Source organism: Pseudomonas sp. xss_4, from assembly GCF_043104125.1.
Classification (GTDB): Bacteria; Pseudomonadota; Gammaproteobacteria; order Pseudomonadales; family Pseudomonadaceae; genus Aquipseudomonas; species Aquipseudomonas parafulva_B.
The window spans coordinates 14367-30121 of record NZ_JBICKJ010000005.1; the positions used below are offsets into that span (position 1 = coordinate 14367).

Annotated in this window: 16 protein-coding genes; 8 read left to right on the top strand and 8 right to left on the bottom strand. The window is 62.2% G+C overall.

Going from position 1 to position 15755, the window contains the following annotated elements:
- Nucleotides 1-94: 94 nt before the first annotated feature.
- Nucleotides 95-1069, top strand: coding sequence for a cysteine synthase A (gene cysK / locus ACF8GB_RS00130; RefSeq protein WP_058604221.1), 975 nt, complete (start codon nucleotides 95-97; stop codon nucleotides 1067-1069).
- Nucleotides 1070-1242: 173 nt separating this feature from the next.
- The gene (locus tag ACF8GB_RS00135; protein ID WP_392515880.1) at nucleotides 1243-2178 is read left to right on the top strand and encodes an aspartyl/asparaginyl beta-hydroxylase domain-containing protein; all 936 of its coding nucleotides are present in this window, start codon (nucleotides 1243-1245) and stop codon (nucleotides 2176-2178) included.
- Nucleotides 2179-2221: 43 nt separating this feature from the next.
- Here the strand turns inward: ACF8GB_RS00135 and ACF8GB_RS00140 are convergent, their stop codons facing one another.
- The 3 genes from ACF8GB_RS00140 to ACF8GB_RS00150 all read right to left on the bottom strand — a co-directional run bounded on the left by ACF8GB_RS00140 (nucleotide 2222) and on the right by ACF8GB_RS00150 (nucleotide 4541).
- Nucleotides 2222-2686, bottom strand: a complete 465-nt coding sequence (locus tag ACF8GB_RS00140; RefSeq protein ID WP_392526404.1) for a DUF4265 domain-containing protein — start codon at nucleotides 2684-2686, stop codon at nucleotides 2222-2224.
- Nucleotides 2683-3570 (bottom strand): DMT family transporter, encoded by an 888-nt coding sequence (locus ACF8GB_RS00145; RefSeq protein WP_058638079.1) that lies wholly within the window; start codon nucleotides 3568-3570, stop codon nucleotides 2683-2685. Before ACF8GB_RS00145 ends, ACF8GB_RS00140 begins: the two co-directional genes overlap by 4 nt.
- Before the next feature lie 107 nt (nucleotides 3571-3677).
- Nucleotides 3678-4541, bottom strand: a complete 864-nt coding sequence (locus tag ACF8GB_RS00150; protein WP_392526405.1) for a DUF6279 family lipoprotein — start codon at nucleotides 4539-4541, stop codon at nucleotides 3678-3680.
- Between the two features lie 163 nt (nucleotides 4542-4704).
- Here ACF8GB_RS00150 and ACF8GB_RS00155 point away from each other — a divergent pair, with 163 nt between their 5' ends.
- On the top strand, nucleotides 4705-5541 hold the full coding sequence (locus ACF8GB_RS00155) for a S1 RNA-binding domain-containing protein (protein ID WP_100852049.1): 837 nt from the start codon (nucleotides 4705-4707) through the stop codon (nucleotides 5539-5541).
- Here the strand turns inward: ACF8GB_RS00155 and ACF8GB_RS00160 are convergent, their stop codons facing one another.
- Nucleotides 5542-5922 (bottom strand): hypothetical protein, encoded by a 381-nt coding sequence (locus tag ACF8GB_RS00160; protein ID WP_182139656.1) that lies wholly within the window; start codon nucleotides 5920-5922, stop codon nucleotides 5542-5544. It abuts the gene before it with no gap.
- A gap of 218 nt (nucleotides 5923-6140) precedes the next feature.
- Here ACF8GB_RS00160 and ACF8GB_RS00165 point away from each other — a divergent pair, with 218 nt between their 5' ends.
- On the top strand, nucleotides 6141-6326 hold the full coding sequence (locus tag ACF8GB_RS00165) for a CsbD family protein (RefSeq protein ID WP_049695592.1): 186 nt from the start codon (nucleotides 6141-6143) through the stop codon (nucleotides 6324-6326).
- Between the two features lie 157 nt (nucleotides 6327-6483).
- Nucleotides 6484-7443 (top strand): YihY/virulence factor BrkB family protein, encoded by a 960-nt coding sequence (locus ACF8GB_RS00170; protein WP_058638071.1) that lies wholly within the window; start codon nucleotides 6484-6486, stop codon nucleotides 7441-7443.
- Here ACF8GB_RS00170 and ACF8GB_RS00175 read toward each other — a convergent pair.
- Together ACF8GB_RS00175 and ACF8GB_RS00180 are read right to left on the bottom strand one after the other, a co-directional pair.
- Nucleotides 7430-7819 carry a GNAT family N-acetyltransferase gene (locus tag ACF8GB_RS00175; RefSeq protein WP_058638072.1) on the bottom strand — a complete coding sequence of 130 codons (390 nt, stop codon included), beginning with the start codon at nucleotides 7817-7819 and terminating at the stop codon, nucleotides 7430-7432. The two genes, ACF8GB_RS00170 and ACF8GB_RS00175, sit on opposite strands and share 14 nt — an antisense overlap.
- A gap of 62 nt (nucleotides 7820-7881) precedes the next feature.
- The gene (locus ACF8GB_RS00180) at nucleotides 7882-8352 is read right to left on the bottom strand and encodes a MaoC family dehydratase (RefSeq protein ID WP_058604229.1); all 471 of its coding nucleotides are present in this window, start codon (nucleotides 8350-8352) and stop codon (nucleotides 7882-7884) included.
- A 295-nt stretch (nucleotides 8353-8647) separates the two neighbouring features.
- Here ACF8GB_RS00180 and fadD2 point away from each other — a divergent pair, with 295 nt between their 5' ends.
- On the top strand, nucleotides 8648-10336 hold the full coding sequence (gene fadD2, locus ACF8GB_RS00185) for a long-chain-fatty-acid--CoA ligase FadD2 (RefSeq protein WP_392526406.1): 1689 nt from the start codon (nucleotides 8648-8650) through the stop codon (nucleotides 10334-10336).
- 292 nt (nucleotides 10337-10628) lie between these two features.
- The gene (gene fadD1, locus ACF8GB_RS00190) at nucleotides 10629-12326 is read left to right on the top strand and encodes a long-chain-fatty-acid--CoA ligase FadD1 (RefSeq protein ID WP_196186391.1); all 1698 of its coding nucleotides are present in this window, start codon (nucleotides 10629-10631) and stop codon (nucleotides 12324-12326) included.
- Between the two features lie 72 nt (nucleotides 12327-12398).
- Here fadD1 and ACF8GB_RS00195 read toward each other — a convergent pair whose 3' ends face one another.
- Entirely contained in the window at nucleotides 12399-13706 is a 1308-nt protein-coding gene (locus ACF8GB_RS00195; protein ID WP_058638075.1) for an FAD-binding oxidoreductase, read from the bottom strand.
- Nucleotides 13707-13731: 25 nt separating this feature from the next.
- Nucleotides 13732-15096, bottom strand: a complete 1365-nt coding sequence (locus ACF8GB_RS00200) for a glutamine synthetase family protein (protein ID WP_196126003.1) — start codon at nucleotides 15094-15096, stop codon at nucleotides 13732-13734.
- A 292-nt stretch (nucleotides 15097-15388) separates the two neighbouring features.
- Here ACF8GB_RS00200 and ACF8GB_RS00205 point away from each other — a divergent pair, with 292 nt between their 5' ends.
- The gene (locus tag ACF8GB_RS00205; RefSeq protein WP_392526407.1) at nucleotides 15389-15547 is read left to right on the top strand and encodes a hypothetical protein; all 159 of its coding nucleotides are present in this window, start codon (nucleotides 15389-15391) and stop codon (nucleotides 15545-15547) included.
- The last annotated feature ends 208 nt before the right edge of the window (nucleotides 15548-15755 follow it).

Below are 15755 nucleotides of genomic sequence, written 5' to 3' on the forward strand. Positions count from 1 at the left end.
GTCTGCACCGGAGTTCGAAGAGGCTTTACGGGCCTTGAGGCCGGGGCTTACCCTTGGGGTCTTTCCGTGTCTTCATCATGCCAAGGACCCTGCCATGAGCCGTATATACGCAGACAACGCCCACTCCATCGGCAACACGCCCCTGGTGCAGATCAACCGCCTCGCGCCACGCGGCGTGACCATCCTGGCCAAGATCGAAGGGCGCAACCCAGGGTATTCGGTCAAATGCCGCATCGGCGCGAACATGGTCTGGGACGCCGAGAGCAGCGGCAAGCTCAAGCCCGGCATGACCATCGTCGAACCCACCTCGGGCAACACCGGTATTGGCCTTGCCTTCGTCGCTGCCGCCCGGGGCTACAAGCTCATGCTGACCATGCCGGCCTCCATGAGCCTGGAGCGGCGTAAGGTGCTCAAGGCCCTTGGCGCCGAACTGGTGCTCACCGAACCTGCCAAGGGCATGAAGGGCGCCATCGAGAAAGCCAACGAAATCGTCGCCTCCAACCCCGAGCAGTACTTCATGCCCGGGCAATTCGAAAACCCTGCCAACCCGGCCATCCACGAAAAGACCACGGGCCCGGAGATCTGGAACGATACCGATGGCGCCGTGGATGTGGTGGTTGCCGGTGTCGGCACTGGCGGCACCATCACCGGTATCTCGCGCTATATCAAGCACACCCAGGGCAAGGCGATCACCTCGGTGGCGGTCGAGCCCATTTCCTCGCCGTTGATCACCCAGACCCTGGCAGGCGAGGCGCTGACGCCCACGCCGCACAAGATCCAAGGCATCGGCGCGGGCTTTGTGCCGAAAAACCTCGACCTGTCGATCGTCGACCAGGTCATGACGGTGGGCGACGACGAAGCCAAGGCCATGGCTATCCGTCTGATGCAGGAAGAAGGCATCCTGTGTGGTATTTCCTGCGGTGCCGCGATGGCCGCTGCCGTGCGCCTTGCAGAAAAGCCGGAAATGCAGGGCAAGACCCTCGTGGTGATTCTGCCTGACTCAGGCGAGCGTTACTTGTCCAGCATGCTGTTCAGCGACCTGTTCAGCGAGCAGGAAACCCAGCAATAACCTGCCTAGGCGGTGACCCGAAGCAATACCTGGTAACGGGCTTGATTGCACAATCTTCATCCGTATCGTTGCGCCCAGGTGGTTTGTGCCTGGGCGCGATAGGTTTATGATGCCCGGATGATTTTCCCCCGGAACAGGCAGCGCTGGCCTGTGTCCCGCCCTAGGAGTGTTGCATGACCGTTTCCTTCCTCGCCAAGGCAGGTGTGCTGCTGGTGTTCTTCGGCAGCGTGCTGTTTGTCCACCTGCGCGGCAAGGCCCGCCTGCCGGTGTTGCGCCAGTTCGTCAACCATTCGGCGCTGTTCGCCCCCTACAATGCGTTGATGTACCTGTTTTCGGGCGTGCCGTCCAAGCCGTACCTGGACCGTCAACGCTTCCCGGAGCTGGACGTGCTCAAGGACAACTGGCAGGAAATCCGCGAGGAGGCCATGCGCCTGTTCGACGAGGGTTATATCCGCGCAGCCGAAAAGGACAACGACGCCGGTTTCGGTTCGTTCTTCAAGAAAGGCTGGAAGCGCTTCTACCTGAAGTGGTACGACAAACCCCTGCCGTCTGCCGAAGCCCTGTGCCCGCGAACCGTCGAGCTGGTCAGCAGCATCCCCAACGTCAAAGGGGCGATGTTCGCCCTGCTGCCCGGCGGCAGCCACCTGAACCCGCACCGTGATCCGTTTGCAGGTTCCCTGCGCTATCACCTGGGTCTCTCCACGCCCAACTCCGATGCCTGCCGCATTTATGTGGACGGCCAACCCTATGCCTGGCGCGACGGTCAGGACGTGATGTTCGACGAGACCTACGTGCACTGGGTCAAGAACGAGACCGACGTGACCCGGGTGATTCTGTTCTGCGACGTGGAGCGTCCCCTGAACAACCCGTTCATGACCCGCGTCAACCGCAAGGTCAGCGCATTTCTGGGCCGCGCCACTGCACCGCAGAATACAGACGATGAACGCGTGGGCGGGATCAACCAGGCCTACGCCTGGAGCAAGCGGTTCAGCAACAAGCTGAGCATGCGCGTCAAGCAGTTCAAACGTGCCAACCCCAAGGCTTACCGCGTGTTGCGACCGATACTGGCCGTGGTCGTAGCCTATCTGCTGTACCGCTGGTTGTTCTGACGGCGCCCTCGACAGGGTAGGGCGCCTGCAAGGCAGTTGCCCTTTACCCCTGGCGAAATTCTTGGGCGACGCAGTGGCGCAGCACCCCTTCCTCGAAGTCCAGGAAACCCCCTTCACGCTGGGTGATCAGGTAATACAGCAGGGTGTCGAGCGTTCGTGCCGGTGGGACGGCGACCGCCAGCATCTTCACCGCAGGTTCGCTTTCACAGGTGCACCCAAACTCCACCAAGGCTTCGCTCACCTGCTGCAGTGTCTCAGGCGGCTTGACCCGAACCCGGAACACCGAGCTGCCACTGCTGCGCAGCAACTGGGCAAACCAGTGTTGGCCTGCCTGCTCATGGGTGCAGATCACGTCACCTGGGGCGATGCCGTAGACATGGAACGGGATGTTGTCGATCACGTAACCGTCGTCGACGGCCCTGGCCCATAGCCCTTCCACCGATGCCGGCGGATAGCCATTGGCATCCTGCTGCAGCGGGAACAGCACTTTCCTGTAGACGCCGTTCATGCAGCGCCTCGGCGCCGTGCCGGGCGCAGCACCAGCCACAGGGCCACGCCGATCAGCAGGCCGCCGTACAGGTGGGCCATCGACAACGGCTCATTCAGCAGCCAGGCCCCCCACAGCACCCCGAACACGGGGATCATGAAGGTCACCGTACTGGCCTTGACCGGGCCGATTTCGGCCAGCAGGCGGAAGTACAGGATGTAGGCGAACGCCGTGCACAACAGGCCAAGCCCCACCAGTGAGCCCCAGACCTGCCAGCCGCCCCAGCTGGCAGGTGGCTGGGTAAGGGCGCTCCAAGCGAACAACGGGGTAAGCAGCAGGGTCGCGCCGAGCATGCTGCCCAGGGCCGACAGGCGACTGTCCAGGCCACTGACCCAGCGGCGGGCCAGATAGCCGGCAAAGCCATAGCAGGTCGTGGCCGCCAGGCACGCCAGGGCGCCTTGCAACAGGGCTGCATCAAGGGCTACAGGCCCCGCACCGCTCAGGATGCCCACGCCGAACAGGCCCAGGAAAATGCCGCACAACTTGGCCAACGTCATGGGTTCCTTGAAGAACAACACGCCGATCAGCACGCCCATCAAGGGCGTCGTGGCATTGAAGATGGCCGAATAACCGGCTGGCAGCACCTGGGCTGCCACAGAATAAAAGGTGGCCGGAATGCCCGAGTTGATCATGCCCAGCACCAGGCAGGCGCCTAGTTTCCCTTGAAAATCCCAGCGTATGCGCGCAGCGCCGAGCAGTGCGATCAAGCCCAGGCAGGCGATGGAGACACGGAAGAAGGCCGTCGGCACGGTGCCCAGTACAGGGGCAATGATGCGCATGAACAGAAAGCTCGCGCCCCATACGGCAGCAAGGGTTAGCAGGCGGGCTAGGGCGGTGGGGCTCACGAAAGTCTCCAGGGGCTTGGCAGGGGCGCGAGTGTACGTCAGCAGGCCGGTGGATTCTTGCGCTTTCTTGCCCAATGAAGTTCAGCCAGTGCCCTGGCGTGGTCTGTTCAAGCCCCGCGCAGGCACTTCAAGGCGCTGAAGTCGCTGCGCACCTTGGTCAGCCGCTCCAGCAGCACCTGGCGATGGGCGGGGGTGCTCTGCTGCACCAGGTCCACCACCAGCCTGCGGGCTTGCCGTTCGGTGTTCTGGAAGGCTTGGCGATAGTCGGCTGTCCACAGGCTTTCCTTGTTTTGCAACAAGGTCGCGACCCGTTCCGGGAAGCCTGGCTCGTGGCGTTGTTCCACCGCCAGCAGCAGTTGTTGCTGCCAATGAGCCCTATTGCGTATCCACTCGCTGTTCTGGTCACCCAAGGCGCGGGACCAGGCGCCGACCCGTTGCTTCTGGACCTCGGTCAGCTCGCCGAACCAAGGCTTGAGGCGCTTTTCCATGCGCTCGGCGCGCTCGCTGATCTGGCTGAGCAGGGGGGTGTCGACATATTCCTTGCGCCGCTGGGCAATATCGTCACGAAATGCATCGCGCATCTCGGCCACCTGCGCATCGCTCATGCCTTGCAGCAACTCGGTGGCCGACGGCGTGATTTCGGCCGCGACCCGGCCAATTGCCTCGCGGGCCTCCTCGGTGCGCTGCTGCAGCGCCTGGTCGGTGACCTGGTTATCGGCCACCATGGTGCGCAGGCGGTCCAGCCAGTCGAGGTAGCCGGGCAGTTGCGTCTGGCAATGCCATGCCAGGTGCTGCCGGAGGCGATCATCGAGCAGGGTTTTCTGCTCACGGTTCATGTCCAGGTAGTCGCCAAGCGACCAGGGCACCAGGCGATCGAGGTTGCGATAGGCCAGGTCGATGCGGCTGCAAGCACCCAGCAGCAGGGCGAAACCCAGGCAGATCGACAGGACTTTGAGCAGGCGTGCAGGCATGTGCGGGTCCTTGCAGTGGCAGCCAATGGGTAGACGCAGCACAACACCTGCGGTTCCACCGGATGGCGCGTGGAGGCCTGGATGGCGATGAACCGACCGCAGGCTTTGACACCAGGGCGGGTCTATCCGGAAAATAGCCGCCTTGACTTGAGGATGTTCGAAAATGGCTCTGCTTGGGCGTTACAACAGTTTGCAAATTGTTAAGCACGTGGACTTCGGCCTGTACCTGGACGGCGGTGCCGACGGGGAAATCCTGCTGCCGTCCCGTTACATTCCCAAGGGTGCCGAGACTGAAGTCGATGACTGGCTGAACGTGTTCATCTACCTCGACAGCGAAGACCAGCTGATCGCCACCACCGAGAAGCCCAAGGTGCAGGTGGGCGAGTTCGCCAGCCTCAAGGTCAAGGACATCAATGGTGCGGGCATCTTCCTGGACTGGGGTCTGCCCAAGGACCTGCTGATGCCGTATTCCGAAGAGGCACGGCCGCTGAAGATCGGTGACTACTGCGTGGTGCACGTGTACCTGGACAAGCGCACCCGCCGCATCACCGCCACCTCGCGCCTGGACCGCTACCTCGACACCACGCCTGCCGACTACAAGCCTGGGCAGCCGGTGGAACTGCTGGTGGCCGGCGAAACGCCGATGGGTTTCAAGGCCATCATCAACAACCGTCACTGGGGCTTGATCCACAAGAACGAGGTGTTCAAGTTCCTGCGCTCAGGCATGCACGAGCAGGGTTACATCAAGGAAGTGCGGGCTGACGGCAAAGTGTCGCTCAGCCTGCAGCCAGTGGGCGCTGCGCTGTCCGACAGCTTGCAGGAGCAGATCATGACGCGCCTGGACGCCGAGGGTGGGGTGCTGCCGGTTTCCGACAAGAGCGACCCTGCATTGATCAGCAAGCTGTTCAATGTCAGCAAGGGCAATTTCAAGAAGGCCATCGGCGGGCTGTTCAAGCAAGGCCGCATCGTCATCCATGACGACCGGATCGAGAAAGCCTGATCAGCCCTGCACGAAGGTGTTGAAGTCCAGCTGATCACCACCGGGGCGAGTGTCGCGCAGCAGCGAGTCGCGGTCAGCGCTAAGGGCCAGACTGATGGTGGAGCGACGCTTGCCAGGGTTGCGCACTTCCATCTGCTCTTGGTGAGCCCGCAGGAAGTTGACCGGCACCTTCAGGTGCTGGAGTTCATCGGTCAGCGGGGTGTGCAACAGCAGGTTGACCCAATCGGGCTGGCCCTTGCGAAGCAAGGCCACCGGGACCTCGAACCACCACAGGTTGCGCTTGGGGTCGAGGGTGGCGAACAGCGTGTTGGCACTGGTCAGTACCGGGTGCGCCAGTGTGCTGTTGCGGCGGGCGATGGCAGCGGGTTTGTCGAGTTTCATGCAGGTTCCTGCGGGTCGAAGCCTTCAAAGCCCGCATTGTGAGGGGTGGCACCTTGCCGGGCAAGGTTTGAGGCTCGTAACGGAGCCTTTACGGGACTGCATTTCGACCGTTTGTAACCGTTTGGCTTGTTGACGCAAATTTCTTGAAACTCCTGTGCAAGCGGCTAGGTCAACCTTCTGTCGGCACGATACGCGTGCTACCTCACAGGAGTTTTGCCATGAGCGGTACTGGAGACAAAATTAAAGGTATGGCCAACGAGGCAATGGGCAACATCAAGCAAGGTGTTGGCAACCTCACTGACAACGAAAAACTCAAAGGCGAAGGCAAGGCCCAGGAAATCAAGGGCGAAGGCCAACAGGTCAAAGGCGACGTGAAAAACAAGGTCGACGACCTGACCAAGTAATGACTCACGCCTGCCGAGCCGTCCTCTGCGTTTCGAAGCAGGGGGCGGTAACAGGCAGAATTATTTAAAGCCGTTGCATGATTACCGGGAGCAGCACCCCAAGCGCAGGGTCCATTAGACTGAACGTCAGATCGATCAAGCGGCGAAAGGAGACGCTATGATTTTTTCCGCCTTGCAGGGCTTACCCTTGCACCGCGTACTGGTGCGCACCGTCAACGAATTCCTCGATGACGAAATGTCCACCTATGCTTCGGCATTGGCCTACCAGGCCCTTTTCTCGTTGTTCCCCTTCCTGTTGTTTCTCATTGCCCTGATCGGTTTCCTGCACCTGCCGGACTTCTTCTCCTGGCTGCGTTTGCAGTCGGAGCTGGTCTTGCCGCCCCAGGCCCTTGAGCAGGTCAACCCTGTCATCGACCAACTCCAGCAGTCCAAAGGTGGCCTGCTGTCGGTGGGTATCGTCATTGCCCTGTGGACGGCCTCAGCCGGCGTGCGGTTGATGATGAGCGCCATGAACGCGGCCTACGACGTACCGGAAGGTCGCCCGGTCTGGAAGCGCATCCCGCTGTCGGTGCTGTACACCATTGGACTGGCAGGCATGCTGTTGGCGGCTGCGGCGCTGATGGTGCTGGGCCCGCAGGTCATGGAGTGGATCGCGGCGCAAATCGGCATGGAAGAGTTCATCGTCACCCTGTGGACCATCCTTCGCTGGCCGGTGATCGTGATTCTGCTGATGGTCGCGGTCGCGGTTATCTACTACGTCATGCCTGATGTGGAGCAGAAATTCCGCTTCATTACCCCGGGCTCGGTGCTGGCGGTCGTAGTGTGGATCATCGCGTCGCTGGGCTTTGCCTATTACGTGAAGACGTTTGCAGACTACAACGCCATGTATGGCAGCATCGGGGCAATCATCGTGCTGCTGCTGTACTTCTACATCTCGGCTGCCGTGCTGTTGCTGGGCGCGGAGATGAATGCGGTGATTGAACACATGTCGGCCGAGGGCAAGGACCCAGGCGAAAAAGACTTCGATGGCACCCGCGACGACGAAAAGCCCAAGGTGCTGGGCCAGGAGCGCCCCAGTACTGACGACGCGGCGGGGGTTGAACCTACCCCGCGCTGAACTGCCCCGGATAAGCAGTGCGCTCCAGCGCTATCAGGGCCTTGCTGCGCTGATAGCGCTGGAGCTTGTCACGCAGCGACTGGGGTAGCTCACCAGCCGGCGCAAACCCCTGGCGTGCATAGTAGTTGGCAAGCGTTGGATGGCAGAACAACCACGTACTGCCACAGGCGTTCTCCAGAGCCTTTGCGACCAACTGCATACCCACGCCTTCCGAGCGCCGATCAGGCGCCACGAACAGCCCCGTCAGCCACTGACCACTCTCCACCTCGCTCAGAGACAACCCAGCAATGATGCCCGGCGACCTGGCCACCCAGAGCTTGCCCTGCGCAGGGGCGCGCATGCGCGAACCCTGTTGGCGATAGAAGTGGTCGAGCAACCGCTGTTCCGGGGCTGAAAGCCGGGTGCAGTGCACAGGCGGCCGTGAGGGCACGACGGTGCTCAGCTGGCCACGAAGTTCGGCGGGGAAACCAGTTCCACGGTCTGCTGCTTGCGCGGTGCCAGGATCTCGGCTTCACCTGCCACGACCAGTTCGTCGTTCTGGTTGTACACGTTGGTGGCGATACGCACTTTGAACTTGGGCAATTTTTCCAGGATTTCCAGGCGCACCGTCAGGGTGTCGCCGATCTTGACCGGCTTCTGGAAGCTCATCTGCTGGCCCAGGTAGATGGTGCCAGGGCCTGGGAGCGTGCAGGCCACCGCCGCACTGATCAACGCGCCGCTGAACATGCCATGGGCAATGCGCTCGCGGAACATGCTCTTGGCCGCGAACTCGGCGTCCAGGTGCACCGGGTTGTGATCGCCGGACATGGCGGCGAACAGCTGGATGTCGCGCTCCTCGACCAACTTCGTGTATTCGGCTTTCTGGCCGACTTCTAGGGCTTCGTAGGGCGTGTTGCTGAGCTGGGACATCAGGGCTTCCTTAAGCAGTACAGGTCGGATGCCGGTCGCGCGCAGGGCGTCGGCCAGACGGGTGAGACGCTTGCCGGGGGGACCCGGATCACATTTTGCGCCCACGTCAGTGTACCCACAGTCGAGCAAATTGCAGGAAGGGCACAAATAAGATTCACAATGTTAATGGCAGGCGCTGACGACTGGGCCGTGCCTGGCTTACCTGCTAACGTCGAACCAACGCCTGTGCATAGTCAGCGCGCAGGCACTCGGACTACAGGACGCAGTGCAGGTCCCGGCAGAGGAACAACAATAAATGCAAGCCGACTTCTGGAATGACAAGCGCCCGGCGGGCGTGCCCTCCACCCTGGACATGCAGGCCTACGCGTCAGTGGTCGAGGTGTTCGAACGCTCCTGCAAGCGCTTTGCCGATCGCCCGGCCTTCAGCAATTTGGGCGTGACCTTGACCTACGCCGACCTCGATCGTCTGTCGGCCGCCTTCGCCTGCTGGCTGCAGCAACAGACCGACCTCAAGCCGGGCGACCGCATCGCGGTGCAAATGCCCAACGTGCTCCAGTACCCCATCGCCGTGTTCGGCGCCATGCGCGCCGGGCTGATCGTGGTCAACACCAACCCGCTTTACACCGAGCGCGAAATGCGCCACCAGTTCAAGGACAGCGGCGCCCGGGCCCTGGTGTACATGAACCTGTTCGGCAAGCGTGTGCAGACGGTCCTGCCCGATACCGGTATCGAGTACCTGATCGAGGCGAAGATGGGCGACATGCTGCCTACGCTCAAAGGCTGGCTGGTCAACACCGTGGTCGACAAGCTCAAGAAGATGGTGCCAGCCTATGCGCTGCCCCAGGCCGTGTCGTTCAAGCAGGTACTGCGCCAGGGCCGCGATAGCGTGCCCATGCCTGTGCCCTTGAGCCTGGGTGACATCGCCGTGCTGCAGTACACCGGCGGCACGACGGGGCTGGCCAAGGGCGCGATGCTCACCCACGGCAACCTGGTGGCAAACATGCTGCAGGTGCTGGCCTGTTTCTCCCAGCATGGGCCGGACGGGCAGAAGCTACTCAAGGACGGCGAAGAGGTGATGATCGCGCCGTTGCCCCTCTATCACATCTATGCCTTCACCGCGAACTGCATGTGCATGATGGTCACCGGCAACCACAACGTGCTGATCACCAACCCGCGGGACATACCAGGCTTCATCAAGGAGCTGGGCAAGTGGCGGTTTTCTGCGTTGCTGGGCCTCAACACCCTGTTCGTCGCGCTGATGGACCACCCCGGGTTCCGCCAGCTCGATTTCTCTGCATTGAAGGTCACCAACTCCGGCGGCACTGCCCTGGTCAAGGCCACGGCCGAGCGCTGGGAACAGCTGACGGGTTGCCGCATCGTCGAAGGGTACGGCCTGACCGAAACGTCCCCCGTGGCCAGCACCAACCCCTACGGCACGCTGGCGCGGCTGGGCACGGTGGGCATCCCGGTGGTGGGCACGGCTTTCAAGGTGATCGATGCCGACGGCAACGAGCTGGCCCTGGGTGAACCCGGTGAGCTGTGCATCAAGGGCCCGCAGGTCATGAAGGGCTACTGGCAGCAACCCGAGGCCACGGCCGAGGCACTGGACGCCGAAGGCTGGTTCAAAACCGGCGACATTGCCGTGATCGACCCCGACGGCTTTACCCGTATCGTCGACCGTAAGAAAGACATGATCATCGTATCGGGCTTTAACGTGTACCCCAACGAAGTCGAAGAGGTGGTCATGGGCCATCCCAAAGTCGCCAACTGTGCCGCCATCGGCGTGCCAGACGAGCGTTCCGGCGAAGCGGTGAAGTTGTTCGTGGTGCCGCGCCAAGGGGGTGTGGATGTCGAGGAGCTCAAGGCCTATTGCAAGGCCAACCTTACCGGCTACAAAGTGCCCAAGCAGATCGTGCTACGCGAGGCGCTGCCGATGACGCCGGTGGGCAAGATCCTGCGGCGCGAACTGCGTGACGCCAGCTAAATCGATAGCCCGCGACAAGGAAGATGTGCCGTGTGCCAGGGCCTGGCGCACGGCACATCCCGGTGGCCTAACCGGCTCATTAAGTCAAATACTCTAAACGTGACCCGAAGTATTCATTGAGTCACCTTTGTGACTGTCAAGCCCGCTTTGGGCTCTAGTAGACCCTCGGCAAAGCTGCTACTCTCGGCCCGCTTTCAGATGATCTGGTTTGCATCAGGCCGTCATCTCATATCAATAATAAACGCCTCGACGCGTGAAACGAACTTCGCTGTTGCTGAAGGAGTGGGCTTGCATGATCGACCATTTTTGGAAGGACAAGTATCCGGCCGGTATCGCGGCGCAGATCGATCCCGACGAATTCCCCAACATCCAGGCGGTACTCAAGCAATCCTGCCAGCGCTTTGCCGACAAACCGGCCTTCAGCAACCTGGGCAAGACCCTGACCTACGGTGAGTTGTATACCCTTTCCGGTGCCTTTGCCGCCTGGTTGCAACAGCATACCGACCTAAAGCCCGGTGATCGCATCGCGGTGCAACTGCCCAACGTGCTGCAGTACCCGGTGGCGGTATTTGGCGCCATGCGCGCCGGCCTGATCGTGGTCAACACCAACCCGCTGTACACCGCCCGGGAAATGGAGCACCAGTTCAAGGACTCCGGCGCCAAAGCGCTGGTGTGCCTGGCGAACATGGCGCACCTGGCCGAGAAGGTAGTGCCCAAGACCCAGGTCAAGCACGTCATCGTCACCGAAGTGGCAGACCTGCTGCCTGCGCTCAAGCGGCTGCTGATCAACAGCGTGATCAAGTACGTCAAGAAGATGGTGCCGGCCTATCACCTGCCCAGCGCCGTGCGCTTCAACGATGCCCTGGCCCTGGGCAAGGGCCAGCCGGTGACCGAGGCCAACCCGCAAGCCAATGATGTGGCCGTGTTGCAATACACCGGCGGCACCACCGGTGTAGCCAAGGGCGCCATGCTGACCCACCGCAACCTGGTGGCCAACATGTTGCAGTGCCGGGCGCTGATGGGCTCGAACCTGCAGGAAGGGTGCGAGATTCTCATCACCCCGCTGCCGCTGTACCACATCTACGCCTTCACCTTCCATTGCATGGCCATGATGCTGATCGGCAACCACAACGTGCTGATCAGCAACCCCCGCGACCTTTCCGCCATGGTCAAGGAACTGGGCAGGTGGAAGTTCACAGGTTTCGTGGGCCTCAATACGCTATTCGTGGCGCTTTGCAACAGCGATGCGTTCCGCGCCCTGGACTTCTCGGCGTTGAAGATCACCCTATCTGGCGGCATGGCGCTGCAACTGAGCGTTGCCGAGCGCTGGCGTGCGGTGACGGGCTGCGCCATCTGCGAAGGCTATGGCATGACCGAAACCAGCCCGGTGGCCGCCGTGAACCCCGCGCAGGCCAACCAGGTAGGCACCATCGGTATTCCGGTGCCGTCAACGCTGTGCAAGATCGTTGACGACGCCGGCAACGAGTTGCCCTTGGGCGAAGTGGGCGAACTGTGCGTCAAGGGCCCTCAGGTGATGAAGGGCTACTGGCAGCGCGAGGAGGCCACCGCCGAAATTCTCGACAGCGAAGGCTGGCTCAAGACCGGCGACATCGCCCTGATTCAGCCTGACGGCTACATGCGTATCGTCGACCGCAAGAAGGACATGATTCTGGTGTCCGGCTTCAACGTCTACCCCAATGAACTCGAGGACGTGCTGGCGGCGGTGCCTGGCGTATCGCAGTGTGCGGCCATCGGCATTCCGGATGAAAAATCCGGGGAGCTGATCAAGGTCTTCGTCGTGGTCAAACCTGGCATGACGGTGACCAAAGAGCAGGTGATGGAGCACATGCGCGCCAACCTCACCGGCTACAAGGTGCCACGTCAGGTCGAGTTCCGCGACACCCTGCCGACCACCAACGTCGGCAAGATCCTGCGTCGCGAACTGCGCGACGAAGAGCTCAAGAAGCTCAACCTCAAGAAAAGCGCCTGACCTGGCGCGCACCGCCTGCCACCGCCCTGCAGCCCCTTTTGACGAGGCCTCGCAGGGCGGGCGGTCCTTGCTTCAGCGCAGTTTTTCCAGCATCTGGTAGTACCACATGCCCGCTGCCAGGAGCGGGTTGCCCAACACGTCTCCCATCGGCACACGCACATGCTTGCATTGGGCGAAGGTGTCGAATTGCTCCAGGGTGCCGGTCATGGCTTGAGCCATGATTTCGCCCATGATGTGGCTGGTGGCGATGCCGTGCCCGGAGTAGCCCTGGCAGTACCAGACATGGTCCGAAAGCTTGCCCACTTGGGGTATGCGATTGACCACGATGCCCATGGCGCAGCTCCATTGAAACGCAATGGGCACGCCCTTCAAGGCAGGGAAGGTACGCTCGATGCACGGGCGCAGTTCGGCTTCGATATCCCGCGAATCGCGCCCTGAGTAGTTGGCGCCGCCGCCGAACAGCAGCCGCTTGTCGGCCGTCAGGCGATAGTAGTCCAGCACGAATCGGCAATCATAGACGGCAAGGTCCTGCGGGTTGATTTGCGCTGCCAGCTCGCCCAATGGCGCCGTGGTGACGATGCCGCCCATGGCCGGGAATATCTTGCCCTTGAGCTGGCGCTTTTCCAGCTTGTGATAGACATCGCCTGCCAGCATCACCTGGCGCGCGTCCACACGCCCATGGGCCGTCACCACGGCAGGGCGAGGGCCGTGCACGATTTCCAGCACTTCGGTCTGCTCGAAAATCAGCGCGCCCAGGCTGTGGGCGGCGCGGGCTTCGCCCAGGCACAGGTTCAGCGGGTGCAGGTGCAGGTTGCGCCGGTTCTTCAGGGCGCCCAAGTACAGGGGGCTTTGCAGGTGTTCGGCCATCGCCTGGCGGTCGAGCAGCTCGACCTGATCACCCATGCCATGGCGCTGTGCCTGGGCCTCGAAAGCCCGTAGCTCGTCCAGGTGCGAGGGTTTCATGGCCGCGTGCAGGTGACCGTGCTTGAGGTCGCAGTCGATGCCATAGCGGGCCACCCGTTGCTCGATGATCTGGTGGCCCCGCCAGCGCAGGTGCCAGATGAAATCATCCACGTCGCTGCCCAGCCGCTTGCGCATCTGTGCGCGCATGGCTTCGTCACCCGACAGGCTGCCGGTCACTTGACCACCATTGCGCCCGCTGGCGCCCCAGCCCACCCGGTTGGCTTCGACCACCGCGACTTTCAGGCCGCGTTCGGCCAGTTCCACGGCCGTTGCCAAGCCGGTGAAGCCCGCGCCGATGATTGCCACGTCCACCTGCACGGTGCCCTTGAGCTGGGGGTAGGTGGTGAGGTCGTTGAGGGTGGCGGTGTAGTAGGACGGCGCACGTTGCGCCGGGCCTTTGTTCACTGCTGCGTTCATGGGTAATCCTTGTTCTGTGTGGGGCTCAGGCCTGGTGCAGGTACCAGCGCCAGTCCTGTTCGCTGACTTCGGCCATGAATTGCCGGTATTCGGCGCGCTTGACCTTCAGGTACACGCCAAGAAACGCATCGCCCAGTGCTTCGCGGGCCCAGGTCGACTGCTCCAAGGCTTGCAGCGCGGTGAGCCAGTCGGTTGGCAGATGTTCGGTCGCCTGGGCATAGCCATTGCCCTGAATCGGCGCGCCAGGGTCGAGCTGATCACGTATGCCGCTGTGACTGGCGGCCAACATGGCGGCGGCAGCCAGGTACGGATTGGCGTCGGCCCCGCAGATACGGTGCTCAACATGCCGGCTATTGGCCGGCCCGCCCGGCACCCGCAGGCTGACCGTGCGGTTGTCCACGCCCCAGGTGGGCGACAGGGGCGCGTAGCTATTGGCCTGGAAGCGGCGGAAGGAGTTGGCGTTGGGGCAAAACAGCAGCAGCGACGCGTGCAGGTGCTGCAACATGCCGGCCACTGCGTAACGCAGCAGCGGTGTGCCGGCCGGATCTTCGCTGGCGAACAGGTTACGGCCGGCGCTGTCGGCCAGGCTCAGGTGCATGTGCATACCGGTACCGGCCAAGTGGCCGAAGGGCTTGGCCATGAAGCAGGCCTGCATGCCATGGGCGTGGGCGATGCCTTTGACCAGGCGCTTGTAGCGTACTGCCTGGTCCATCGCTTGCACGGCATCACCGTGTTCGAGGGTAATCTCCACCTGGCCTGGGGCGTATTCCGAAATGGCCGTACGCGCCGGTATGCCCTGTGCCTTGCAGGCCGCATACAGGTCTGCCAGGAACGGCTCGATCTGCTCCAGCTCTCGCAGCCCGTACACCTGAGTGCTGCGAGGGCGTGCGCCGTCCTGGTCGAGCGCCGGTTGCGGATGGCCATGGGCATCGCGCTGCTGGTCGAGCAGGTAGAACTCCAGCTCGCAGGCCATCACGGGGTGGTACCCGTCGGCCTTCAGGGCTTCGACGGTACGCAACAGTACATGACGCGGATCGGCCACGCTGGCCGGCAGGCCTTGGTGTGGGTGCATGCTCACTTGCAGCGCTGCGGTCGGCACCCGGCGCCAGGGCAGGCGTACCAGGCTGCCATCGAGTGGGTAGGCACGGCAATCGATGTCGCCGACATCCCAGACCAAGCCCGAGTTTTCCACGTCGTCGCCGTTTACGGTCAGGCCGAGAATGGTGCTGGGTAATGGCCGGCCGGTCTGGTACACGGCCAGCAGTTCATCACGGTGCAGCAGCTTGCCGCGTGGCACGCCGTTGGCGTCGAGGATGAACAGTTCAAACAGATCGATTTCGGGGTTGGCGGCCAGAAACTGGCTGGCCTGCTCCACAGGTGCAAAGTGCATAATCATTCGCTCGCGAACGCTCAGGCCCCTGCCTGTGCAGGCGGCCCGGCTGGGTCAAACGGCCCAATGCAGGCCGGGTGAGGTCATGCAGGCGTAAGCGAGGTGTCGGGCGGGCGCGCGTGACGGCAGTGCCACAATGCCCAAAAGGCGAGGATGACATGCACCAACGGATTTTCGCCGCACAGCGTCCTGGGCTTCGACGGTGAAGGGCGGTTGGACGATGGTGAGCTGGGCTGGGCGGGAGTCATGCGTTCGATACTCACATGCCGCTTGAGGGGGATTAAAGTAGTGAATGGCAACCTTTACTTTGTGGCTGGCTAAACATTTGATTGGTATGCCGTTGCCGTTGCCGTTGCCGTTGCCGTTGCCGTTGCTGTTACTGCTACTGTTGCTGTTGCTGTTGCTGTTGCTGTTGCTGTTGCTTTGGCTTTTGCTTCTAAGCGCGCGGTAGCTCAGGCGCCGCAGATCGCGACTTCAGGAGGCCGAGCGCAGGGCTTGCGGAGGGAGGTGACGGGCATGGATGCCCGTCAAGCGCTGGGCCCCAGGATGGGGCCTGCAGCGCGGTCCTCCCGGGAGCAAGCCCGGAGCGAGGGAACCCCGAAGCGTAGCGTAGGGGCCGGATGATAGGAGCAGGCGGTTTTTGCTTACTTTTTGACAAG